17 protein-coding genes are annotated in these 24,656 nt (G+C 44.9%); 9 read left to right on the top strand and 8 right to left on the bottom strand.

Annotated elements, in window-relative coordinates; genetic code table 11:
• Positions 1-425 precede the first annotated feature (425 nt).
• The 6 genes from U0033_RS04580 to U0033_RS04555 all read left to right on the top strand — a co-directional run bounded on the left by U0033_RS04580 (position 426) and on the right by U0033_RS04555 (position 12,692).
• Complete coding sequence (locus U0033_RS04580) at positions 426-1,502, top strand: hypothetical protein (protein WP_322518514.1); 1,077 nt, start codon at positions 426-428, stop codon at positions 1,500-1,502.
• A 234-nt stretch (positions 1,503-1,736) separates the two neighbouring features.
• Positions 1,737-3,569: a 7TM diverse intracellular signaling domain-containing protein gene (locus U0033_RS04575; protein WP_072363762.1), complete on the top strand. Its 1,833-nt coding sequence runs from the start codon at positions 1,737-1,739 to the stop codon at positions 3,567-3,569.
• A gap of 361 nt (positions 3,570-3,930) precedes the next feature.
• Entirely contained in the window at positions 3,931-6,957 is a 3,027-nt protein-coding gene (locus tag U0033_RS04570) for a SusC/RagA family TonB-linked outer membrane protein (protein WP_072363763.1), read from the top strand.
• A 19-nt stretch (positions 6,958-6,976) separates the two neighbouring features.
• Positions 6,977-8,443, top strand: coding sequence for a RagB/SusD family nutrient uptake outer membrane protein (locus U0033_RS04565; RefSeq protein WP_072363777.1), 1,467 nt, complete (start codon positions 6,977-6,979; stop codon positions 8,441-8,443).
• Between the two features lie 87 nt (positions 8,444-8,530).
• Positions 8,531-10,873, top strand: coding sequence for a glycoside hydrolase family 3 N-terminal domain-containing protein (locus U0033_RS04560; protein ID WP_072363764.1), 2,343 nt, complete (start codon positions 8,531-8,533; stop codon positions 10,871-10,873).
• A 394-nt stretch (positions 10,874-11,267) separates the two neighbouring features.
• Positions 11,268-12,692, top strand: coding sequence for a glycoside hydrolase family 30 protein (locus tag U0033_RS04555; protein WP_072363765.1), 1,425 nt, complete (start codon positions 11,268-11,270; stop codon positions 12,690-12,692).
• Positions 12,693-13,532: 840 nt separating this feature from the next.
• Here U0033_RS04555 and U0033_RS04550 read toward each other — a convergent pair.
• From U0033_RS04550 to U0033_RS04525, 6 genes are all read right to left on the bottom strand, one after another.
• Entirely contained in the window at positions 13,533-14,156 is a 624-nt protein-coding gene (locus U0033_RS04550; protein WP_072363766.1) for an HAD family hydrolase, read from the bottom strand.
• Between the two features lie 483 nt (positions 14,157-14,639).
• Positions 14,640-15,068: a DoxX family protein gene (locus U0033_RS04545; protein WP_072363767.1), complete on the bottom strand. Its 429-nt coding sequence runs from the start codon at positions 15,066-15,068 to the stop codon at positions 14,640-14,642.
• 356 nt (positions 15,069-15,424) lie between these two features.
• Positions 15,425-16,630 carry an IS4 family transposase gene (locus U0033_RS04540; protein ID WP_326980837.1) on the bottom strand — a complete coding sequence of 402 codons (1,206 nt, stop codon included), beginning with the start codon at positions 16,628-16,630 and terminating at the stop codon, positions 15,425-15,427.
• Between the two features lie 67 nt (positions 16,631-16,697).
• The gene (locus U0033_RS04535) at positions 16,698-17,291 is read right to left on the bottom strand and encodes a hypothetical protein (protein WP_072366339.1); all 594 of its coding nucleotides are present in this window, start codon (positions 17,289-17,291) and stop codon (positions 16,698-16,700) included.
• A gap of 79 nt (positions 17,292-17,370) precedes the next feature.
• A complete protein-coding gene (locus U0033_RS04530; protein WP_072366340.1) occupies positions 17,371-17,955 on the bottom strand; it encodes a Crp/Fnr family transcriptional regulator in 585 nt (194 codons plus the stop codon).
• Between the two features lie 162 nt (positions 17,956-18,117).
• Positions 18,118-19,512: a DHA2 family efflux MFS transporter permease subunit gene (locus U0033_RS04525; RefSeq protein WP_072366342.1), complete on the bottom strand. Its 1,395-nt coding sequence runs from the start codon at positions 19,510-19,512 to the stop codon at positions 18,118-18,120.
• Positions 19,513-19,672: 160 nt separating this feature from the next.
• On the opposite strand from U0033_RS04525, the gene U0033_RS04520 reads away from it, so the two are divergent.
• Complete coding sequence (locus U0033_RS04520; RefSeq protein WP_072366344.1) at positions 19,673-20,374, top strand: SMUG2 DNA glycosylase family protein; 702 nt, start codon at positions 19,673-19,675, stop codon at positions 20,372-20,374.
• A gap of 227 nt (positions 20,375-20,601) precedes the next feature.
• A complete protein-coding gene (locus U0033_RS04515) occupies positions 20,602-21,879 on the top strand; it encodes an AAA family ATPase (protein ID WP_072366346.1) in 1,278 nt (425 codons plus the stop codon).
• A 3-nt stretch (positions 21,880-21,882) separates the two neighbouring features.
• On the opposite strand, the gene U0033_RS04510 is transcribed toward U0033_RS04515, so the two are convergent.
• Positions 21,883-22,110 (bottom strand): hypothetical protein, encoded by a 228-nt coding sequence (locus U0033_RS04510; RefSeq protein ID WP_072366348.1) that lies wholly within the window; start codon positions 22,108-22,110, stop codon positions 21,883-21,885.
• Positions 22,111-22,200: 90 nt separating this feature from the next.
• Between U0033_RS04510 and U0033_RS04505 the strand changes: the two genes are divergently transcribed.
• A complete protein-coding gene (locus tag U0033_RS04505) occupies positions 22,201-23,181 on the top strand; it encodes an acyltransferase domain-containing protein (RefSeq protein WP_072366350.1) in 981 nt (326 codons plus the stop codon).
• A 375-nt stretch (positions 23,182-23,556) separates the two neighbouring features.
• Here the strand turns inward: U0033_RS04505 and U0033_RS04500 are convergent, their stop codons facing one another.
• Entirely contained in the window at positions 23,557-24,213 is a 657-nt protein-coding gene (locus tag U0033_RS04500; RefSeq protein WP_245801889.1) for an NAD-dependent epimerase/dehydratase family protein, read from the bottom strand.
• Between the last annotated feature and the right edge of the window lie 443 nt (positions 24,214-24,656).

Below are 24,656 nucleotides of genomic sequence, written 5' to 3'. Positions count from 1 at the left end.
AGTTGTTGCTCTAGGTACCAGCTTTTAACAGCGGGTTTTCGCTGAAAATGATTTTCATACCTGTTGTTGAATTTCGTCTTTCGTGAATGTTGTTTATGTAATCGGACTCGTTGTCTCCCGCTACCAAGGTGAGGGAGACGCAGGTAGCCCTTCTTCCCAATAAGGTGATGCCAAAAAAGAAGGCTTGAATCAAGCATCCAGGTAAAGATTATGCAAGCATGTATCAGGAATCGCGTGCATATAGTAGAACTCATTTCATAAATAGGTATTCCCAGCTGATAATCAATACATAAATAGAACTCAATTCATAAACAGGTATTTTAAATTGATAATCATACCTAAATGGTAATTACGAAATGAGTTCTAATAATACTTTCAGCATGTGTGCATCCCGACCATAATCATTTAGCAATAAACTTTTCAGCATGAGGAATTTAATCGCCTTTATTGGAATCATTGGATGTTTGAGTTGTCAGCCTGCCGCAGACAAACAGGAAGCAACATCGCAGGCACAGGATTCTATTCAACCAACAGCCGAAGAGGAAGTAATAATAAATACGCAACCAGAATTAAAAAAGCAGGGTGATTTGCAACAGGACCTGAATGATGAAGGTGGTGGTCATTACAAGTATGCAGAAAAGGATCTGAACTTCGCACTCCCGGTGATAGCTGAGATCCTGAAAGCAAAGGGATATGTAGCGCCTTCCAAAGAGGTGTTTGAAAAGAAAATGCATGAGATCTTTGCCGAGAGTTATAGTCCCGGTGGCGCATGTCGTGTGAAAGAGCATGAGAAATTTACTATGCTGTATGAGGGTAAGGAAATAGAAACACCCTATCCGATGATGTCTGATGATGTGGTAGCAGCTAAGGAAGGTAATTTCATCTGGCAGATTCCTTTGGTATCTTCACTGGGTAGTTTCGTGGATAGTGTTCATTTTAAGATAGATTTAAAATACACGCAGAAACTCATTTCCAGGAATAAATATTTCTTTAATGACAGCAAGGCAGATCTGGCCATTTTGTTAAACGAAGATGCCCAGTTTTTATCCACCCTGGTAACTTCCTTCGGTTACACAAAAAACCAGCAACTGAATGACCTGGTGATGAATGAGTACCTGAAGCGGGATAAAGATGAAGTGATAAAAGTGGCGGACATCATCTTTGTAAAAGACTGTAAGAACCAGCTGGTGATCAGGGAAGGATTGCTGACATGGGTAAAGGATCATACGAATAAGGAAGAGCACAGGATCATGGATGCTTTGTATGATTATGTGTACAAGCAGTTTGCTTATAAAAGCGATTTCAGCCTGAATGAAAAAAGGAAAATAGCTGCTTATGTGGACAATATCTTTATTCCACTGAAGGATAAATATGGAGAGGCGGGTTGGCCTACCACTGAATTGATCTTTAACCTGGAAGCGAATGATCATGAGATCAGGGATTACCTGAAATCACAGCACTTCTATGATTTACCGGAAGTGAAAAATTTATATGGGGAATAGGATTTGCGGATGCTGGCCTACCACAGAATTAATCTTTAACCTGGAAGCGAATGATCATGAGATCAGGGATTACCTGAAATCACAGCACTTCTATGATTTACCGGAATTGAAAAATCTATATAGCAAATAGGATTTGCTCATGCCGGCCGCAGGCCAGTATCATCGCGCCCCGTCGATAGCTGATACCCCAGATCGCCGCCACCCTTTTTATAAATAACCGTACTTTTGCCCCCTATGCGTAATTGGCTTTTTTGTGGGGTATACCTGTTATTCACCACTATTGTTACCGGGCAACAAATAGTGCACATCGACAGCTCGCTGAACGAACACATTTTCACCTATGCCCAGATCGAATACCTGAACGACCCGCACGGCAACCTGGGCATCCACGACGTGACGCTGCCTGCCATGCAGTCGCAATTCCGCGCCAGCCTGGAATCCACCCCGCAAAACCGGGAGCTTGGCGCCGTTTGCTGGTACCGCCTCCACATCCGCCACAACCGCGAAGCAGACAAATATTACCTCCTCGAATTCTTCGACCAGACCATAGACGATATCACCGCCTACCTCCCCGATACCACCGGGCATTTCAAGCAGATACACCTCGGCGCCAGGTACCCCTTCGCCCAAAGGTGGTTCCGCCACAAGAACTTCGAAATCCCCCTCGACAATTTCCGGAACGACAGCGCCGTCTATTATTTCAGGATCCAATCCTCCCAGACCGCCGATATCATCATTGTACTCCGGTCCATCGACCGTTTCGTGGGCTACGCCCTCTCCGAATACTTCACCTTCGGCCTGTTCTACGGCATGATCCTCATTTTCAGCTTCTACAACCTGATCATGTTCATCGCCATGCGCCAGCGCCAATACCTGTATTATGTATTATACGTGATGAGCGTAGCCCTCTACGAACTCTGTACAGACGGTATCGCCTACCAGCTGCTCTGGCCCAACTGGCCCATCTGGAACCAGCAGGCCTTTGCCTGGCCATTGCTCACCATGAGCATCTTCGCCCTCTTATTCACCAGTAGCCTGCTGCACCTCAAAGTGCGCCAGCCCTTTCTTTACAGGCTGGTCCAGCTGGTCATCGCCGCCCGCTGCCTTTATTTCCTGGCCTGCCTGTTCATCAACCCCTACTGGTTCAATTATAAATTCATAGAACTCCTGCCCCTGGCTGTCGCCTTCTACACCGGCATCCACGTATGGGCCAAAGGCTACCGGCCGGCCCGCTTTTTCGTACTGGGCTACGCCTTCCTCTTCGTCGGCTTCATGCTCAAGTTTTTCATCATGCTAGGTTATTACTGGCTGAATTTCGGGGCTATCAGTTATTACAGCCTCAGTTGCTGCTTTATATTAGAGATGTTCTTCCTCAGCTTCGCCGTAGGGGATAAGGTACGCCTCCTGAAACGCAAGCGCGACAAAGCTCACCGCCAGATGATCCGGCAAATGACGGAAAACGCCCGCCTGAAAGATAACCTGAACAAGGAACTGGAAGCCCAGGTAAAAGCCAGGACCAAAGAAATCTCCGCACAGGCTGCGGAGATCTCCCGCATGAACGCCCTGCTCGAAGAACACAATAAGCAGCTCCAAACCGATGTGGAAGAAGTAAGCCGTGCCCGCGCCCTCTCTACTTCCCTTGATTTTGAAGAGTTTAGCAAGATCTACCCGGACAAGGAAAGCTGCCTGCAGTTCCTCGCCAACCTGAAATGGACAGGCCCTTACCAATGCCGTAAATGCGGGAACGATCATTATTATCCCGGGCACCAGCCTTTTAGCCGGCGTTGTGCCAAATGCAGCTACGAGGAATCCGCCACCGCCTACACCATTTACCAGAATATCCGCATTCCTATTAATAAGGCGTTCTACCTCACCTTCCTGGTTTACAGCAGCAAAGGCAAGATCTCTTCCCATAAACTGTCCGAAATCCTGGAAATCAGGCAAAGTACCTGCTGGTCCTATGCAACCCGTATCACCAAAATGATGGAGGAAAGGAAAAAAGCCCTTAAAAATGCGAGTGGACAGGGCTGGAGTTTGCTGGTACTGGATGAAAAGGAGGATGGCTGATCCGCCCAAAACAGCGCGCATCCGGCGGTATAATTCCCTTATCGGGCCAAAACCCAATTCCTTGCTTTTAGCAAGCAATTATTTTCAGCCGGTATTAAACCGTATCAGGGGATTCCTATCAGATATAGCAAAAATTGTCATGTAATGCATCATTATCAAGCCTTTTAAACCGTATTGCTATGCGGTATTGAACCGTATCAAAAAGTTACTAACTGGTTTAATTTCAATCATTTACGAGAAAATACTTTTGTTCGGTACCTCTAAATACCCTTACCTTTATCTCTGTAAAATCGTTATGACGCCAACTGATACAATCGTATCCTTTTCCACAATCACATAAACTGAACGTAACACACACATTATGAAAAAAAGGGTAACATTGCTGACAGCCTTCCTGTTAATGTTATGCTGCCAATTGTTCGCACAGGAAAACAGCAACATCAGGGGACAAATCAAAGACAGTAAAGGAAACGCCTTACCTGGTGTCACCATCAGGGTCAAGGGCACGAACCAGGGAACCACCAGTAAGGGCGATGGCTCCTTCAGCCTCGCTGTTCCCGGCACCGCCACACTGGAAATTTCTTATGTAGGCTACACCTCACAGGAAATTGCCGTAAACGGTCGTTCCAGTATCAACATCACCTTAACCGACGGTAAAACGGACCTGGGAGAGGTAGTCGTAATTGGCTACGGTACCCAGAAGAAGCAGGATGTCACTTCTGCCATCACCTCCGTATCTACCAAAGACATTTCCAGCCGCCCGATCGTGAGCGCGGTAGAAGCCATCACCGGTAAAGCACCCGGCGTACAGGTATCCGTACCTTCCGGTCAGCCAGGTGGCGACCTCTCCGTAAAAGTTCGCGGTATCGGTAGCCCGAATGGCGGTGAACCACTCTACGTTGTAGACGGGGTACTGGCCAGCAGTATCAAAACCATCGACCCGAGCACCATCGAGTCCATCTCCGTATTGAAAGACGCTTCCGCTGCCGGTATCTATGGCGCGGCCGGTTCTACAAACGGTGTGGTAATGATCACGACCAAACAGGGTTCCAAAGGCGCCATGAAGGTAGACGCGAATGTATACACCGGTATGCAGCAGATCGTCAAGAAACTGGATGTGCTCAATAACAGCCAGTGGGTAGACCTCATGACCGATATCCATGGTTCCAAACCCAGCCTGCCATCTTTCTACAACCTGGATTCTACCAATAATAAATGGCAGGACATCATCTACCGCAAAGCCATGCAAACCGGCGCAAACGTGGGTATGTCCGGCGGCTCTGAAAAAGGTACTTACTACTTCAACGTAGGTTACCTGAACCAGGACGGTATCATGGTGGGTTCCAATTTCAACCGTTATTCCGTAAAACTGAGCATCGATCAGAAACCTAAAGATTGGCTGCGCATCGGCGGTAACATCAGTTACAACCGCTCTTACCAGCGCTCCACTCCGCAGAACGCTTCCACCCAGAATGGTGGTGCGGTGATTGCGGCCCTCGTTACACCTGAATATATTCCTATCAAAATGCCAGCGGGTTCTCCGTATCCCGGCGTGTATGGTTACAGCAATTTCTTCTCTGGTGACAACCCACTGTCCGATATCTGGCAGGCGGAAAACAAAACGATTTCCAACAACCTGCTGGGCAATGTGTACACCGAAATTACCCTGCCATATAATATTAAATACCGTAGCCAGTTCAACGCCATCATGGAAGACTCCCGCTACGACTGGTTCCTGAATCCTTACACCAGTCTGTATGGGATCTCCCTCACCGGTGCCGGCCGCGAAAACACCTCCGAAGTGTTCCGCTATAGCTGGGATAATACCCTGACCTACGATAAGCATTTTGGCAAACATGCCCTGAATGTAGTAGTCGGTACCTCTTCTCTCGAAGAAAAGATCGCTACCGGCAGCCAGTACGGAACCGGTTTCGCATCAGGCTCCGTGACCACACTGAATGGTGCAAGTACAAATTACTCCATCGGTACCGGTCGTTATAACTGGACCACCAATTCTTACTTTGGCCGTGTAATGTATTCTTATGCTGACAGGTACCTGCTCACTGCCACCCTGCGTGCAGATGGTTCCAGCCGTGTAGGTATCAACAACAGGTGGGGTAAATTCCCTGCGGTATCCGTAGGTTGGAAAGTAAGTCAGGAGAAATTCATGGAGAACGTGACCTTCGTTCAAAACCTGAAGATCCGCGCTGGTTATGGTTCCACCGGTAACCTGCCTCCCTATACCATGTTGTATCCAACATATAGTTTGCTGAGCGCTGGTTCCGCCTATTCCTGGAGCTCCGGTGCTGCAAGTCCGGGTGTGAGCCCCAGCAGCCAGATTGGTAACCCTAACCTGCGTTGGGAAAGTGCGAAGCAAACAAACATCGGTTTTGATGCGAGCTTCCTGCAATCAAGGATCACTTTCTCTGCTGACTACTACTACAAGAAAGTGGATGACATGATCTTTACACAGCAGTTGCCACTCACCACAGGAGGTGCTACCACCGCAGTAAACCTGCCTGGTCACGACATCAACAAAGGGGTGGAACTGAGTGCCAATGCAGTGATCGTAGACAAGAAAGACTGGGGTTGGGACCTGAGTGCCAATATCTCATTCAATAATAACAAGATCACCGGCATGGATTCTACCACCTCTTACCAGACAGGCGGTGTATCCGTTGGCGGTAGTAAACAACCGATCTACACAGGCATCATCAAGAATGGTTATTCCCTCGGTACCTTCTGGGGCTACAAAGCCATGGGCGTAGATCCGCAAACCGGTAACATGGTATACAGTGCCAACATGATGGACCTGGGCAATGCATTGCCTAAATATACCTACGGTATCAACACTAATTTCCACTATAAAAATATCTCACTGGATGTACTGTTCGACGGTGTACATGGCAACAAAGTGTACAACGAAACCCGCATGGAGATCGAAAACCTCACCGGTTATACGAACGAAAGCGCATCCGTACTTCGCCGCTGGAAACAGGCAGGTGATGTAACAGACATTCCACGTGCCAAGGACAACGGTAGCACCAACGCTACAGCAGCAGCATTACTGCAAAGCCAGATCTCCAGCAACTATGTAGAGGATGGTTCTTTCTTCCGCCTGCGTAGCGCTACCCTGGCTTACAAGGTAGATGCCTCCCTGCTGAAACACATCGGTATCGCCGGACTGCGTGTATACGCTACCGCGCAGAACCTGTTCACCATTACCAACTACAAAGGATATTATCCTGAGATCAATGGTTTCGGTACAGGTACCAACAACCAGGCTACCAATGCCGGTTCCAGCGCAAGCCTGATGACACTGGGTGTAGATAATGGTACGTACCCTGCAGCAAAGACCTATACCCTGGGCCTGAATGTACAGTTCTAACCGCTTTAATCCTGGAAACATGAAAAAACAATTCTTATATACGCTTTCTTTCGCCATGGCATTTGCTGCCTGCAAAAAGAGCTTTCTCGATAAAACACCTGAATCCAACCTGAGCACCGGTAGTTTCTATACCTCTGCCACAGATGCGGAAGAAGGGCTGACCGGCGCTTACCGCACCATGGCCAACGGTAACTTTTTTCAGTACGATAACCTGATGAATACCGACGGCCGCTCTGACAACTGCTACGTAAATGGTGATAACACCTCTGCAGAACAACCACTGGAAATGTTCACCTACGTAGCCACTAACACCAATATCCAGCGCGACTGGCAGGAACTATACAACAACATCCGTGCGGTAAATGCTGTGCTGGATGCCGTTCCCAGCCTGAACTCTGACGAGTGGGCTGGTACCACCCGCAAAGCACAGATCCTGGGTGAAGCACGTTTTCTGCGTGCGATGAACTACTACTGGTTAGTGACAGAATGGGGCGATGTTCCATTGATCACATCAGAAGATAATGGTGGTAATTATTATCCTTCCCGCGCTACAAGTACCGAAGTATATGCACAGATCTTAAACGATCTGAAGTATGCAGACAGTACATTGCCTGCAAGCCCTTACAAAGGCCAGTATGGCCGTGCTACACAGGGTGCTGCCGATGCAATGCTGGCAAAGACCTATGCACAGATGGGTGACTATACGAACAGTCTTAGCTATGCTAATAAAGTGATCAACAGCGGTACCTATGCATTGGTCGGCAACTACGCCAACCTCTGGGGTGCTGCCAGCAAAAACAACAGCGAAGCAATCCTGGAAATCCAATACTCCGGTAGCACATACAGTTTCTGGGGCGTAGAAATGTTCGCCTATGTCGGATCTGACCAGTGGGCAAAACGTAACATCGGTTCCTACGACCTGGTCCAGGCCTTCAAAGCAGCCGGCGATACGCTGTCACGTTACAAAGCTACGTTCAATTGGCAGGTGGCTAATGCGAGCTTCAACAGCCCTTCAGGTGCATGGGATTATACCAAGAAGATTCCATTTATGAATAAATGGCCTGACCCAAGTGGCTGGAACAGTACAGATAACATCACCCTGTTACGCCTGGCAGATATTATCCTGCTGGCAGCAGAAGCGAATAATGAATTAGGCAATACAACGCAGGCTGTCACCCTGCTGGACCAGATCCGTACCCGTGCAGGATTAAAGAACACTACCGCTGCAACCAAAGCAGACCTGGCAACCGCTATCCTGAATGAAAGGAGACTGGAACTGGTGAACGAAGGCACCCGCTGGAATGACCTGATGCGTGCAGAGAAAAATGGGTATGTGAATGTGGTGACACTTATGAACAGTCAGAAGGATGAATCCGGGGCGACTATCAATTACAGTGTGAATGCTGACAAGCATCAGTATTTATTCCCGATACCACAGCAGGACAGATTGCTGAACAGGAATCTGAGCCAGAATTCAGGATATTGATCATTGTTTAACCTGTAAAAGGGAGCTAACTTCTCAGCGGGAATCCACAACGATTCCCGTTGAGAAAAACTCTAAACACACAATAACATGGATTTTGGAAAACGGCTGTTAACTGTAGCTTTGGTGGGAGGGATCATCTGTCCGCTCACACAGGTACATGCGCAGAAAAAAACAAAAGCAGCGCCACCCGCCAAAGTGGTAGCTTATGATTCCGCGACGATTAATGCAAGGGTAGAAGCCTTGCTGGCGAAGATGTCACTCGAAGAGAAGGTCGGCCAGATGGCCCAGATCACACTCGATGTATTAGGAAAAGGACCTAACCGTTTTGCAAGCTACGATCCGCTGGTCCTCGATACCGCGGAGATGCAGAAGGCATTGGTAAAATATAAGATTGGTTCCGTGCTGAATACTGCGAATAATAAGGCACTCACACCACAGCATTGGTGGGAGGTGGTGAGTTATATTCAGCAGGTAAATACAAAGGGCAATGCCTTACAGATCCCCGTGATCTTTGGTATTGATGCCATTCATGGGGCTACCTATACAGCAGGTGCAACGCTGTTCCCTCAGCAGATAGCGCAGGCCGCTACCCGTAACAGGGCGCTGGTGCGCAAAGGTGCTGAGATCACCGCCTATGAAACAAGGGCAAGTAATACACCATGGGTGTTTTCACCGGTACTGGATTTAGGTGCAGATCCACGTTTCCCGCGTATCTGGGAATCATTTGGTGAAGATCCGTATCTCGGTGCACAGATGGGACATGAGATCGTGAAAGGCTATGAAGGAGAGAAGAATGATGTGAATGATCCTACCCATGTGGCAGCGAGTATCAAGCATTTCCTGGGTTACCAGGCACCGGTATCCGGTAAGGACCGTACACCTGCAAACATCAGCAAACAACAGCTGTATGAATATCACCTGCCTGCATTCAGGGCCGGGGTAGAAGCGGGGGCACATACCATCATGATCAACTCTGGTCAGATCAATGGTATACCTACGCATGCGAACTACGAAATACTCACGAAATTACTGAAGGAAGAGCTGGGCTTTAGAGGCCTGGCAGTGACAGATTGGGCAGATATTGAGAACCTGTATCGTCGCGATCATATTGCAGGTAGCGATAAGGAAGCGATCATGCTGGCGATCAATGCGGGCATAGATATGTCTATGATCCCGTACAACTACGAGCCGTTCTGCGAAGGGCTGGTAGCATTGGTGAAAGAAGGAAAGGTGCCACAGTCAAGGATTGACGACGCTGTACGCAGAGTGCTGCGCGTGAAATTCGAGCTGGGATTGTTTGAAAGACCGCTCACTAACTATAAAGACTACCCCTTATTTGGTAGTAAGCAATTCGAGAAAGCATCTTACGATGCCGCAGCAGAGGCCATCACCCTGTTGAAGAATGAAGGTGGTGTATTGCCACTGGCTAAGGGTGCAAAGATCCTGGTAACAGGTCCTAATGCCAATGATATGCGGACACTGGATGGTGCCTGGAGTTACAGCTGGCAGGGCGAGAAAGTGCCACAATTCACTACACAGTATAATTCTATCCTGGCGGCATTGAAGAAGAAAGCGGGCGCAGAGAATGTGACCTATGTGCCGGGTGTGAGCTACAAAGCAGATGGTAAGTGGTATGAAGAAGCGCCTGACCGGATGGCAGATGCGGTAGCAGCAGCAAAGAACGCGGATGTGATCGTGTTGTGCCTGGGTGAGAATTCTTATGCAGAAAAACCAGGTGACCTGAATGATCTGTATATCGGGGATGATCAGACGGCGCTGGCGCAGCAACTGATTGCTACAGGCAAGCCGGTGGTGCTGGTGCTGACAGAAGGACGTCCGCGTATTATCAGTAAGTTTGAGCAGGGCGTGAAAGGTGTGGTACTGGGGTATCTGCCGGGTAACTTCGGTGGAGATGCGATTGCGGATGTATTGTATGGTGATGTGAATCCATCTGGTAAATTGCCGTATACCTATCCACGTTATCCGAATGCACTGATTGGTTATATTCATAAGCCATCAGAGGAGCAGACAAAGGCAGAAGGCGTGTATAATTATGAGGCGGATTATAATCCCCAGTATAGGTTTGGTACGGGTTTGAGTTATACGACTTTTGAGTATGCGAATCTGAAGGCGGAGGTTGCGAATCGTGTGTTGCATGTAAGTGTGGAAGTGAAGAATACGGGTAGCAAGGCGGGTAAGGAAGCAGTAGAGGTGTATACATCAGATCTGCTGGCGACATTGATCTCTCCGGATGTGAAGAGATTGCGTGGGTTTGAGAAGATCAACCTGCAGGCGGGTGAAAGTAAGACGGTGGTGTTTGAGATTCCTGTGGAGCAATTGGCATTTGCGGGAGTGGATGGCAAGCCGGTGCTGGAGCCGGGGGATTTTGAGGTGCATGTGGGGAAATTGACGGTGAAGTTTAGTTTGTAAGAGGGGGCTGGGTTGCGGACGTATCGTGCAGCTGACTGTGAAATTTTGGATGTTGGGGAATCGATGGTGGGGTTTGAATTGTTAAGTAGATGTATGGCAACCGTGGAGTTTTGATGTCGTGCGGCCAACAAGTTTTGGTATTAAATGGATGTTGCGGCGCAGAGGTTCAACTTTTGAAGCCGTGTTTCCAACAAGCAAGTTTTAGTTATTGAGTGGAAGTCGCGGCGCTGACAATCAAGTTTTGAAAGCCGTGGTTCCTATAATCAAGTTTTAGTTATTAAGTGGATGTCGGGCTGCTGATAGAGACATCTTAGATGCAACCGACGGTGAAGTTTTAGTTATAATCACGCTAATGGGGGCTGTTACGGCCCCCATTCTCTCAACTTTGTCTATCATGAAATCATGGATTTATGCCGGATGCCTCGCATCCGTCCTGGCTGGCTGTGCGCAAAAAAGTGACCATGCGGCGGTATACCTGACGACTGCCGATGAAAAACAATTATTCCAATCGCAACCAGCATTAACATTATCAAAGGATACAGCACAAATAAATTTAAGGATCGACACCAGTCTGCAATACCAGGAAATAGAAGGTTTTGGCGCAGCAGTGACCGGTTCATCGGCTTACGTGATGCAACAGTACATGACAGCGCCAAAGCGCAAGGCATTGCTGGAAGAACTATTTAACCCGGAAAAAGGGATCGGTATTAATTATATCCGCCTTTCAATAGGGGCCTCAGATTTCTCGCTTTCTCCTTACAGTTATGACGACATGCCTGCGGGGGAACGGGATGATAGTCTGACGCATTTCAGCCTGGCCAAAGACACCGCTGCATTGATCCCTGTATTGAAAGAAGTGGTAGCCATCAACCCGGGCATTCACATCATGGTCACTCCCTGGAGTGCACCGGGATGGATGAAGACAAGCGACAAACTGGAAGGCGGTTCCTTAAGGCCGGACGCTTATGCTCCATATGCAGTGTATTTTGCCAAATACATCCAGGCAATGGGTGCATACGGCATCAAAGCTACGAGCCTGAGTGTGCAGAACGAACCGCAATATGAAGCGGCGTATCCGACAATGAAGATGACGGCACCGGAGCAATTGGTGTTTATCAGGGATCACCTCGGACCTGTACTACAACAAAAGGGTATCAACACAGAAGTATTGTTATTTGATCATAACTGGAATAGTCCGGAGTACCCGATCTCTATTCTTGATGATTCCGTGGCAGGAAAATATGTGACAGGAGCGGCGTTTCATTGTTACGAAGGAGCAGTAGGGGCTATGAGCCAGGTACATGCGGCATACCCGAAGAAGGGGCTGTACTTTACAGAGTGTAGTGGTGGTAGCTGGGCGCCTGATTTTGCGGGTAACCTGAAGTATATGGTGGGCAACCTGATGATTGGAACGGTGAATAACTGGTCTAAGAACGTGTTGCTGTGGAATATGGCACTGGATGAGAAGAACGGACCTACCACGAATCAGCCGGGACCTGCAGGCGAGAAGGTGAACAGGGGCTGTATGACGTGTAGAGGGGTGGTGACGGTAAGGTCTGATAGTGGAACGGTGATAAGGAATGTGGAGTATTATGCGCTGGCGCATTTTAGCAAATTTGTGCGGCCGGGGGCGAAGAGGATTGGTTCTGTGCATCCGGATGGCTTGGAGAATGTGGCGTTTTTGAATAAGGATAGGAGTAGAGTGCTGGTGGTGTTGAATACGGGGGATAAGGGAAAGGTGTTTTCTGTGCAGGATGGGAGCAGGGTGTATCAATATGAGCTGAAGGCGGGCGCGGTAGTGACTTTGGTGTGGAAGTAGGGGGTGTTTGCCGGAATTGAATACGGGAGATAAGGGAAAGGTGTTTTCTGTGCAGGATGGAAGCAGGGTGTATCAGTATAAGTTGAAGGCGGGCGCGGTAGTGGCTTTGGTGTGGAAGTAGGGGGTGTTTGCCGGAATTGAATACGGGAGATAAGGGAAAGGTGTTTTCTGTGCAGGATGGAAGCAGGGTGTATCAGTATGAGTTGAAGGCGGGCGCGGTAGTGGCTTTGGTGTGGAAGTAGGGGGTGTTTGCCGGAGTTAGACTGAAGTAGGAGGAAGAAGGTGAGGATAGCCGTAAGTAGTTGAGGATGGCAAAAAATAGCTGGAAGTACCTGGAATTTGCCGCAAGCTGACAGATCATCCCGGATTTCTACAGCTGTGGGTGAAAAATGGCGGATGTTAAAAAATGATAAATAATAGTTGGTTTTTGTGAATGTTCAATTAAAAAAGCATCTCTTTTACAGGGATGCTTTTTCAATAAATACACAGTTCGTGGTATATTATTTATATGTGTCCAAACATATATTTGTAAGATAACTACTCAAATAATCTTCTATTACGTTGATTTGCACCCCCTTTAGCCTTCCGGTGACGGGAGGCTCTTTTTTGTTGGAAATTCAGGTGCCGCTTTTAATTCAGGTGTTCCTTATTCTCATTTGCTATTTCCGTTCCTTACGCTCATTTCCTATTCCCGTTCCTTACGCTCATTTGCTATTTCTGTTTCTTACGCTCATTCCCTATTTCCGTTCCTTACGCTCACGTCCTATTCCCAATTACCAACGCTCATTTACAATGTCCAATACGCTACTCTCAATTAATCCCGGGAACTCTATATTACCACTACTGCACCGTAAGCCCCCATTCCTTCAACTTCTCCACCGTCTTAGCAAAATTCTCGTGCAACAGCCCATTAATCCCCAATCCTTCCGCCACATGAATAAACATCGCCCGATCTTCAATATACAACACCTCTTCTGGTCTCACGAGGGCAATATCCAGTGCCATTCTCCAGATGTCCGCATCCGGTTTACGAAAATGCACAAAACAGGAAGAAATGAAGAAATCTACAAACTTATCAATCCCAAAAGTCCGGATCCGGTATTCATTCAATTCTCTACCTTCATTGTTCACGATAGCGATCTTCAGTTTATACTGTTCTTTCAACTGGCAGATCAGGTCAATCATATCGGAATAAGGGGTGGTACGGCTGTACATAAACTCCTTAAAATCGTTTCTTGTAAACTCCCTGTGTTCGTAAAAGACAATCCTGGTGAGATAGTCATCCAGTGTAAGCTTACCTTCCTCATAAGTATCGAAAGTAAGATGATGACGTTCTTCCAGTTCAACAGTGTCCAGGTCAAAAATCCTGGCTGCCTCTTTGCGGGCGGCACGGTCCCAGCCGTTGCTTAATAAAACCCCGCCGATGTCCAGGAATAGTGTCGTAATCTTTGCCGAGTGCTGCATGGATTTAAAGTTATTGATTTTGATAATGATTATTTTTATTGGTTATAGTTAGAAATCATTTCATTATTAGTTCTATTTGACCAGGTTCAAATACCTGGTAATTTCTTCATCTTTTTTATAATCTGGTGGTTGTTGTGCAAGTATACAACTTTGAGACGGCTATCACCAATAATTATTGCGTTGGCAGAGATGGAACTTCAGAGAGGATATCCATTTAGATAAAGTGGAAATCACCCCATTGGGAGATATTGAATATAAATACGCATTGAGTAATGCATGGGAAGATGAATCTGGTCTTGATGATTTAGTGCGGATGCAATCTCAGCGATATTATTCAAGGCTGTTGGAGTAAGTTTAATATTGTTGCCGGAAATAAGAATTAAGGAGGGGGGACAGGAGCAGGTTATGGCTACTCCAGTCTTATTTATATAGAATGCCAATATATCATCGTTCTGCTTAAATATTAAGTATAACAGCAGTTCGTCACTTATTTGAAATGCCCCACTTGTAATCAGGAATGTAAGCCAATAAAAGTGATGCAGCACTGACGACAAAAACTGAGTAGTTAAAAGGGATACGTGGCCCTGAAAAAATAAACATGCTTAACGCAAAAGTTAACGTTAGCAAGAAGCTCCCAAACGCAGCTATCCGAACCTTAAAACCGATAAGTAAAGCAATCCCAAATATTATTTCGCCGAAAGTTGCAAATATTGCCATGATTTTCGCTGGCAACTCTGATAAATAGGGCATCAGGGAATGAGTATAACTTACAAAGTTTCCCCAATTGCCCCAAGCATTTCCATTTATGCCTGCGGCTCCAAGCCACCCAAACCTGTCCATAACAGGTAATAGGAATCCTAGCCCAAGTGATAGGCGTAGAAACAATTGTGGGATATCAAATTTACCTTTCATTTTTTTAATTTAAATCGGCATTGTCTTACTTGATTTATTATACGATAACTCATTTCGTAATTACCATTTAGGTATTGATTATCAATTTAAAATACCTGTTTATGAAATGAGTTCTAATGTGTATAATAAGGTCAAAAGTTTAGTAAGAATCTTTTTAAGTAAGGTGCTTTGTTTTTTAAATGGGATGTGTAGTATTGAAGTTATTGGAATACCAGTCTTTCTACTTCTTTTCCATTATTTATTTTCATTGTTGTCCGGGTAACTCCGGGGTAAAATATTCCTGTATGCTTTGCAGTCAAGGCATACAGGGTTAAAATTTAATGTTGCGATTTCAAGGGGAGCTCCCCTCTATTTAATTACGTGGAAAAGGCAAATGACGCATTATGTGTTTTCCTCCATGCTTTATAAGTGTCTTTTATAAACTCAAGCAGGTCCACATAACTCATTAAATGCAATCGGATTACGGTAATCATATTCGCAAATGATTTTTTAGTAGCCGCCTTTTTCCGGATCACGACCATTAGCAACTGAGCGATTAGTACACAATAGACCTGCATTTTGATAGCATTATCACTTTCTCCCCAAAAGTATCGTAATGGGAAGTTCTGCTTAATCTGCTTAAAGAGCAGCTCTATCATCCATCGATTTTTATAGATAGTAGCTATCTTGGATGCCGGTAAAGTAAAATCATTGGTTATATAAATATATCTTTTCCCATCTTTGGCTTTATAAATAACCCGTCGCAGCTTTAGCCGTTCAGTCACAGTTCCATTTGTTTTAATACCCACTGTGATATATTGCTCTTTTATAACGCCAATGGCTTGCTTTTTCTTCGTTTTATCCACCAGCACTTTTGTTACATGAAATACAGCATTGTCTTTCATTCGGCTAACGAACCACACCTTTTGAGCAGTCCATTTGGCAAAATGGTGATATGTATTATATGCCTTATCAAAAACTATCCAACTACCTTCCTTCAACTTCAGGTGATACAGGAACTTACGGTCATGCTCTTTGGCAGGGGTAATCCTCACAAACTCTGTGACTCCGCTAAATGCATCCATTAGGGTATGTACTTTGATGCCTCCCTTTTTCCGGGAACCGTCCAATCGGTTACGGCCTACGCCTTGTAGTATCTCACTGAACAATGAAATCGTTGTACTATCAATGATTTTCAAATTCCGAATACTTAACCCTTTCAGTCGGCTGTCCGATATAAATGAGTTATATTTCTTCAGTAATCCATAATAAATCGTTTCAAAGACCAGGTACTTTCGGTTGGTATTGGCATCCGAAAGGGTACTTCTAGCAGGAGCCTTGTCAAGACCGAGATGGGCTAGTTTCCCTTCACAGGCCAGCATGCCCTCACAAATTTCCCGAAGTCCATTGCAATAGCTAAATACACCATATAGCAGGCTAACCAGGTGGATCCGCAGTGGCAAACGCTTATAATATCGGTTTGCCTGATGTTTTCGATTAGCAGATTGTATTAACCCGGTAGGTATTAATTCTAATATTTGTGACAAAACCGGGTGTCCGGGAAATTTTCTATCTTTATCCAAGTTTATGTTTTGAGTGTGGTAACCCAAAATTATAAACTATTGGGGCGTAATTGCCCCTTTTTTATTTTTATACCTTTATTTTACCCGGACAAGAGTGATTAATTTTGATAAAAAAAGCAGTGCGTTTCCCTTTTATTTCTTCCATTATACAAGTCCACCCAGGCTGTACATTAACCGCCAGGGTCAGGGCTTTATCATTTGGACTTGTAAAGGTTACTATAGGTTTGACAGAAGGGGATATTGCTGCTGCTTCAGTAGCGCTTAGTTGTTTGTAAAATAAATATTCATAATCGATTTTCTTATTTTTCCATTTAACAATGGTAGCCATGTTAAATTGAGGAGATCTTCCGACTACACCAGTCCAGTTGCCGCTGGCTACGTTTGGGGTATGTTGTACCACTTTAGCATCGGGCATTTCTTTAATTGATTTTTCCATGGCCGATTCATGTGATTTCAACCCCACAGTTTGCCAGCCATCGCCAAATACTTTTACATCGTCTGTATGATAATGTGCCAGGACTTCAAGGTTTGTATTCCACCCCACAAAGTCCACCAGGTGAAAGTTGTTTATATTTATTTGTTCTCCCTGGTATTTGCTACTTTGCGCAAAACAATTGGATACTGTTATGGCCACAAGAAGTATAATGCTAAGTTTTTTCATTTGCGTTATTATTATGATTAGTCAATAAGCAAATTTACGAGGGTTTACACGATTGACTTGTTCGCCTATGCTAAGAAAATCATTTCATCGGTTTTTTATTCCTGATTCTGCTCAAAGAAGAAGGCAATATTCCGAGGTAGGATGCAATCAAGTATTGTGGCGCACGTTGTAGCAGATCTGGTTGGGTTGTTCTAAGATCATTGTACTTTGATTCTGCATCTGTTGAATAAATATTTGACAAGCGTAGTAAAGTATGCGCATAAGCATTCTGAATATTCAGCCTATAAAATGTTTCCATTTGCGGATATAGTGTATTCATCTTGGTTAACTCATTTTTTGAAATCTCCCAAACTACACAGTTTTCTAATGCTTGAATGGTAAACAGCGCTTTTGATTCAGAGATAAAACTATATAAGTCTGAAATCCAATGATTTTCTTTTGCAAATTGGATTACCTGTATATCTTCATTCTCCAGCATTGTATAGGAAAAGACTAGTCCTTTTTCAATGAAAAATATTTTGTCATTCTTTTGGCCTTGTTCAATCAAATGTTGTTTTTTTTTGACAACCTTCGCTTTAAAATAGTCGATAAAAATTTCATACTCAGCTTTGCTGATTGGAACCTTTGAGTTGATATTTTGGTAAAGGAGTTCTCCGGCAGACATTATTGTTTGTGAATTGGATAATTATAATAACGAATTTTGGGAAAATAATTATAGATATTAGCTTTTAATGGCTTTGTTTAGTTTTACATTGTCAAGTTAGGAGGAGTCTTTTTTCATTATTTCTAGTCTCATTCTCGTTGTGTTTTTTTTCAATTTGCGGCATCACTTCACCGGCCGCTTCACAAAATACGGCAACTTAAGCGCAAACGGCACCGTGGCCACCACCAACAACGCCGCAATAAAAAACGTATCCTGTATCCCATAATGATGCCCCACAGTCTCTGTATACCCCTTCCCATCCACATAATACCTCATAATATACTGCTGCAGCAAGCCGCTAAACGCAATTCCGATCGTTCCACTCAACTGCTGTATCAACGAAAACATAGCAGACGCCTGCGTCACCTCCTCCGGCAACACCGCACTCATAGCCGCCGCCGTAATCGTGGATACCAATAGCCCAATCCCCAACCCTCTCACCACCATTGCCGCAATAATCGGAAATAGGCCAGGTGAATTCAATTGAGACAACTGCACCATAGAAATTGCCACCAATACCAGCCCTACAATAATCAGCCGCCTGGGTCCAAACTTATCAGAAAGCGAGCCGGCAATAGGAGTTACAAGCGCCATCACTGCAGAAAAAGGTAGGATCAATAGGCCCGAAGCAATTTCCGAAAACCCTAACTGCCCCTGTAATAAAAAAGGTAAAAGAAACAAGCCACCGAAGATAGCCACCGATCTGACACCCGTAATTAAGATACAATAAGTATAAATCCGGTGTCGAAAAATATGGAGGTTAAAAAGCGCATGCGGGTTATGCAGACTATGCCTGACAAATACAACAATTGCGATAATACTGACAACAAAAGGTATCCATACTGCCAGGGAAGTAAAGCCTTTATCCGGCAATACCGCAATCGCATACTGGAAAAGAATAATAAACACAGTAAATAATCCAAAGCCGCTGGCATCAAACCTTGCAGGCTGGCGATCTGAGGCCTTTAAGAACCTTAAGGTATACGCCGCGATCCCGATCGTTAATATCCCAATCGGCAAATTGATATAAAAAATAGACGGCCAGCCATAGAGATTCGTCAACGTACCGCCGAGAGTCGGTCCTATAGCGGGTCCGGCAATACTACCCAGCGACCACCAGCCCATCACCTTACCTCTTTCTTCCAGGGGAAAGACGAGGGTCAGTATAGCCATTGCAGTAGGGGTGATGGCCCCGCCGCCAAAAGACTGGATTGCACGCGCAGCGATCAGCTCCGGCAAGCTAACGGAGATCGCACATAAGAGCGAGCCGAAGGTGAAAATCGACAAACTGATCAGGTATAATGTATAAAAACCGATCTGTTCTTTGAGCCAGCTGGTGAGTGGCATAAAGACACAGAAACCCAGCATGTAGGCGACGATCACCCATTCAATTGCATCCAGTCCAACCCCAAATTGTGTGCTCATCGTGGGGAGGGATACATTCACGATACTACTGTCTATTCCTGCCATAAATGTTCCCAGTATGAGGGGGAACAGGATCCCAAAACGTTGCTTCATGTACGACTAAATTATTGATTATTTTCGTTTCATCGAAATGGGCTTGTTGTGCAGGTTATCGGTTTTGATACCTTTTGAGGGGGATATATGATGTAATTTTGTATTGTATGGCGTAGCAGGCATCTCCTCCTAACTCACCGTAATTAACTATTTTCGCCTCATGAAAATGACTTTCGCAGATCACGTCATCGATTTTAACTCGAACCTCCAATACACCGGCAAATTGCCCAAAGGTATCCGCATCATGAATCCATTTCGCGAACAGCCCCAGGTCATGGGCATCATGAAGCAATTTTACCGCCGTTTTTACGGAGACCATCACCAGCGTCAAATCATCATGGGTATTAACCCCGGTCGCCTGGGCTCCGGCTCCACAGGCATCCCTTTTACCGATACCAAGCGCCTGCAATCAGTATGCGGTATATCCATTTCCGGTATACAAACACATGAGCCATCTTCTGTATTTATTTATGATGTGATTGCTGCTTATGGCGGCCCGGAAAAGTTCTATCATGATTTCTATTTCGCATCTGTGTCGCCTTTGGGTTTCACCGCTGTAAAAGAAGATGGCACCGAGATCAATTATAACTATTATGACAGTGCAGCGCTGACAAAGGCAGTGTATCCGTTTATGGTAGAGAATATAAAAAAGCAATTAGCATTTGGGGTAGATAGGAACGTGTGTTATTGTTTAGGAACGGGAAAGAATTACCAGTTCCTGGTGAAGTTAAATGAGAAAGAAGGCTTCTTTAAAACAATAGTGCCTTTGGAGCATCCGAGATTTGTGATGCAATATCGGTCGAAGCGGAAGCAGGAATTTATAGATAAATACCTGGATAGTTTCAAGGAATATTCTCACTAACAAATCGAATACTTATCGCGGATTTACATTGCCAGACCGAAGGTCTATTCCTCTTTTTTACCAAAAAATAACTGAGCCTGTTATTTCAATAACTAACCCTCAAGACTAATATAAACTCCTCCATCTGTAGTTAGGTATTGTATATTTTGCAGAAAACCTGCAAGAAAGATTGTTTTTTATGAGGCAATCAGGTTGTTTTGGTGTGTTTTTGAGTAAAATAGGTAATTATGTTAGTGTATTTTAAAGTTGAGAATTATAGATCAATAAAAGAACCTGTTGTAATCAATTTTACTGCTACTTCGCTTTCCGAACACCAGGATTCAAATCTTATTGACGCCAAAAAATCAAAACTCTTAAAATCAGTTTTGCTCTATGGCCCAAATGCAAGTGGAAAATCAAAAATTATAGAAGCTTTTATCACCTACCGAAATCTCATTTTGGAATCAGCGGGTTATAATAGTACAAATACTATTGACAGTATTGTTCCTTTTAGGTTAAATTCTTCAACATTAAATGCACCTTCTTCCTTCGAAGCAGCGTTTATTATTAAGGAGAAGCGGTACCGGTATGGTTTTGAAGCAAGTAGAAATGCTGTTGCTAAAGAATGGTTGTTTGAAGTGAAGGCGACAACAGAAACGGCACTCTTCCTGAGAATTGGTCAGCAATTTGAAATTGCGCATAAAAAATTTCCTAATGCTGAAGGATTAGAAACACGCAGTAAACCAAATGTTCTTTTCCTGTCTGTGGCCGATCTATGGAATGCGCCGGTGGCTAATGAAATCTATAAGTGGTTTAATGAAATTCATATAGTGCATGGCTTGCTTGATCAATCACACAAAAAACTCACAAACGATTTATTGAAAATTGATCATTATAAGCAAATAATAAATTCTATAATCCAACAAGCAGATTTAGGGATTAAGGGAGTTGAGGTCGTGCAGTTTTCAGATGATGATAAGGCTACTATCATGAAGAAGGCACCGGGAAAGTTTAAGACAGAAGAATATTTATCTGAATTCTTTGAGGACCTTGTCTTTACAATTCATGAAGTATTTGATGAAAATGGAAACCCCGTTAGGTTTGAGCCTTTTGAGATGGAATTGGACGAATCCGAAGGAACCAAAAAGTTCTATAATATATTAGGTACCCTTATTTCCGCCATTGAGAAGGGACAATTGGTTGTCATTGATGAGTTGGATGCAAGATTACATTCTTTGATGACGAAAGCCATCATTCGCCTTTTTAATTCTGAAACTGCAAATTCGGGTTCACAGCTTTTCGCTGTAAGTCATGATGTAAGTGTTGTTGATCGTGATCTACTGCGGAGAGACCAGGTTTACATTGTTGAAAAAGATAGGATTGCTGCAACCAAAGTGGTTAACCTTGCAGAATATAAAATTGTAAGAAAGGATACTCCCTTTAGTAAGAATTATTTAGAGGGTAAGTATGGAGGTATCCCATTCATTGAAAATTTGGAAAACTCCTTTAAAGATGACGAACAATAAAAATCAATCGTCTTTTAATGATTTGCTTGCCGAATTGAAGGCAAAAGAAGAAAGCGAAAAAATTAGAAGAACTTCACCAGGAAAAGACTGATTCGCAGTGCTGTCCATCAACACGGGTATATATTTTGGTAGATCGGCTCCTTTCGTTTGTGAATAATTTACCTTCAGAATTTTAGGTGACTCTTTTGTCATTTTCAATTTGCCGCTGGCGGCATTTTTCGATTTAATCATTCGATTTTCCCCGTAAAAATTTCCCACTTGCTTTTTCGCCTTAAAACCTATAACTTAAAGTATTATTGTTTGACCCAAAACCCACCCACTATGCCAGACTTCGTATTCATGTTCGCCGGCCATGGTAGCCAGTATTATAATATGGGCGCTATGTTATACCACGGCAATGTATTTTTCAGGAACACCATCCTCCATTTAGACAAAGAAGTCCGCAACCACACTGGTACTTCGGTCGTCGAATACCTTTATGGCAGCCGTTACAATGGAGATAGCATTTTCGATGATATCCGCTACACCAATCCCGCGCTGTTTATGGTCCAATATGCGCTTGCCCGCCTGCTGCAGGAAGAGCTAAAGGTCAAGCCTGACTATGTAATCGGGAGCAGCGTAGGAGAGATGGTCGCCGCCGCTGTGAGCGGAATGGTCTCGCCGGTTGAGATGCTGACGGCGATGATTGACCAGGCGCGGATTATTGAGCGATTGTGTAGCAAGGGTGGAATGATCTCCATTTTAGCCGATCCGGCTATTTATGAGCAGGAACCGCTGTTGTATGAGAATACGACCCTCGCTGCGGTAGAGCATCGGGATCATTTCACATTATCTGCTGATGAACGCACTTTGCTGGCGGTAAGATTGTGGCTGGATAGTCATGAATTCTCTTATAGCCAGTTGCCGGTTCGGTATCCGTTTCATAGTCCGCTGATGGAACCTGCCAGGGGGCCGATTATCAGGATTATGCAGCAATTGAGGTATGGGGCACCGGAAGCGACTTTTGTTTCAGGAGTGCAGTCGGGGCCTGTATACCAGGTAGATGCGGAATATTTCTGGGATGTGGTGCGGGAGCCGATTGCGTTTAGTGCGGCGATTGAAAGGCTGGAGAATACAGGGCCTTGCTTTTATATTGATTGCAGTCCGTCAGGGAGTTGTAGTAATTTGTTGACGAAGATATTGTCGCCAGTGTCGTCTTCGGTGAAACAGGTGATTATGAGCCCGTTTGGGCAGGAGGTTAAGCATTTGCAGGCATTGCTGCAAAAACGGCAGGCGTATTCGGTGGGAGGGGCGCGATGGTAAAGCCGTGGAAGATCGAATCTGTATTTCAAATCAATGAAAGAGAGAATTTCTTTGAGAAAATGAAAAACTGTTCTCTGAAAAATTCACGCTTTCATTATTAATATTCACCCAATAAACCCCTCATAGAGGTGGTTAATGCCACCCTTATGAGGCGGTTCGTACGATTTCTTAAGAGGTAGCTAATGCTGCGTCTGTGAGGCGATTCATAACATTCTTAAGAGGTAGCTAATGCTGCGTCTGTGAGGCGATTCATAACATTCTTAAGAGGTAGCTAATGTTACGTCTGTGAGGCGATTCATAACATTCTTAAGAGGTAGCTAATGTTACGTCTGTGAGGCGATTCATAACATTTTTAAGAGGTAGCTAATGCCACCCCTATAAGGCGGCCAGTGCCACCATATCCTTTACCTCAATTGTCTTTTTAAAGTAACCCTTCTCAGTTACAGCAATCATCGCTTTGCCCATTTCTGCCAGGGTACAGAATCCGTTCTTAAACAATTTCCTGCCAAGCGGATATATCCAGTCTACATATTTATACCCTTTCAGCACATGCCTGGCGTCTTTATCTGCCCGCAGAAAACCAGGCCGGAATGCAAATACCTGTTTGAAAGGGAGCTTCATCAGGTCATTCTCGGTCTTGCCTTTCACACGCGCCCACATAATGCGGCCTTTTTCACTGCTGTCGGTTCCGCTGCCGGAGACATAACAGAAGGTCATGTTTGGGTTTTGTCCGCTGAGTACTTCTGCTACGTGCATAGTGAGGGTGTAAGTTGCATGGGTGTAGTCCTGTTCGTTTTTGCCAACGGAGGTAACGCCCAGGCAGAAGAAACAGGCATCGTAGCCTTTTAATTGCTCTGCTACCGGGCGGATGTCGAAAAAGTCAGGGTGGATGACTTCTTTTAATTTCGGATGAGATTTGCCGAAGGGCTTCCTGGCGAAGGATACAACTTCCGAGATGAGCGGGTTGCGGAGGCATTCCTCCAGTACGCCTTCTCCTACCATGCCGGTTGTACCGGTGACAATTACTTTCATAATGATTATTTTTATCGTAGTGAGCTCATTTTCAGGAGTGGTCTCTTTCTCACAGGATGATCTTGCTTTGTTAAACAGGGAAAAACCTTGAACCGGCCAGTCCTAATTAAAACAAATTACCGTAATCCTTTATCCGACTTGGCTGAATTAAAACGAAACAGCATAAATCTGTCGCAGACCGGGCTAATCTCTCTTTTCACAGGATGATCTTGCTTTGTTAAACAGGGAAAAACCTTGAACCGGCCAGTCCTAATTAAAATAAATCACCGTAATCCTTTATCCGACTTGGCTGAATTAAAACGAAACAGCATAGATCTGTCGCACACCGGGCTACATTTGATCCGGCTAATTTAAAACGAATTCCCCATTTCTACAGCGCCTATACTAATTCCAGTAGCATCCTCAATACACGATACTTCACCCTTCAATTTGTCTGCTTCGCC

The sequence above is a fragment of the Chitinophaga sancti genome (assembly GCF_034424315.1).
In the GTDB taxonomy this organism is placed as follows: Bacteria; Bacteroidota; Bacteroidia; order Chitinophagales; family Chitinophagaceae; genus Chitinophaga; species Chitinophaga sancti.
This window is presented reverse-complemented; position numbering and strand designations above follow the sequence as displayed.

What these genes read in the sequence shown, in the direction of transcription:
- U0033_RS04580 (WP_322518514.1), top strand. Translation starts at nt 426, where the DNA reads ATGAGGAATTTAATCGCCTTTATTGGAATCATTGGATGTTTGAGTTGT.
- U0033_RS04575 (WP_072363762.1), top strand. Translation starts at nt 1,737, where the DNA reads ATGCGTAATTGGCTTTTTTGTGGGGTATACCTGTTATTCACCACTATT.
- U0033_RS04570 (WP_072363763.1), top strand. Translation starts at nt 3,931, where the DNA reads ATGAAAAAAAGGGTAACATTGCTGACAGCCTTCCTGTTAATGTTATGC.
- U0033_RS04565 (WP_072363777.1), top strand. Translation starts at nt 6,977, where the DNA reads ATGAAAAAACAATTCTTATATACGCTTTCTTTCGCCATGGCATTTGCT.
- U0033_RS04560 (WP_072363764.1), top strand. Translation starts at nt 8,531, where the DNA reads ATGGATTTTGGAAAACGGCTGTTAACTGTAGCTTTGGTGGGAGGGATC.
- U0033_RS04555 (WP_072363765.1), top strand. Translation starts at nt 11,268, where the DNA reads ATGAAATCATGGATTTATGCCGGATGCCTCGCATCCGTCCTGGCTGGC.
- U0033_RS04550 (WP_072363766.1), bottom strand. Translation starts at nt 14,156, where the DNA reads ATGCAGCACTCGGCAAAGATTACGACACTATTCCTGGACATCGGCGGG.
- U0033_RS04545 (WP_072363767.1), bottom strand. Translation starts at nt 15,068, where the DNA reads ATGAAAGGTAAATTTGATATCCCACAATTGTTTCTACGCCTATCACTT.
- U0033_RS04535 (WP_072366339.1), bottom strand. Translation starts at nt 17,291, where the DNA reads ATGAAAAAACTTAGCATTATACTTCTTGTGGCCATAACAGTATCCAAT.
- U0033_RS04530 (WP_072366340.1), bottom strand. Translation starts at nt 17,955, where the DNA reads ATGTCTGCCGGAGAACTCCTTTACCAAAATATCAACTCAAAGGTTCCA.
- U0033_RS04525 (WP_072366342.1), bottom strand. Translation starts at nt 19,512, where the DNA reads ATGAAGCAACGTTTTGGGATCCTGTTCCCCCTCATACTGGGAACATTT.
- U0033_RS04520 (WP_072366344.1), top strand. Translation starts at nt 19,673, where the DNA reads ATGAAAATGACTTTCGCAGATCACGTCATCGATTTTAACTCGAACCTC.
- U0033_RS04515 (WP_072366346.1), top strand. Translation starts at nt 20,602, where the DNA reads ATGTTAGTGTATTTTAAAGTTGAGAATTATAGATCAATAAAAGAACCT.
- U0033_RS04510 (WP_072366348.1), bottom strand. Translation starts at nt 22,110, where the DNA reads ATGATTAAATCGAAAAATGCCGCCAGCGGCAAATTGAAAATGACAAAA.
- U0033_RS04505 (WP_072366350.1), top strand. Translation starts at nt 22,201, where the DNA reads ATGCCAGACTTCGTATTCATGTTCGCCGGCCATGGTAGCCAGTATTAT.
- U0033_RS04500 (WP_245801889.1), bottom strand. Translation starts at nt 24,213, where the DNA reads ATGAAAGTAATTGTCACCGGTACAACCGGCATGGTAGGAGAAGGCGTA.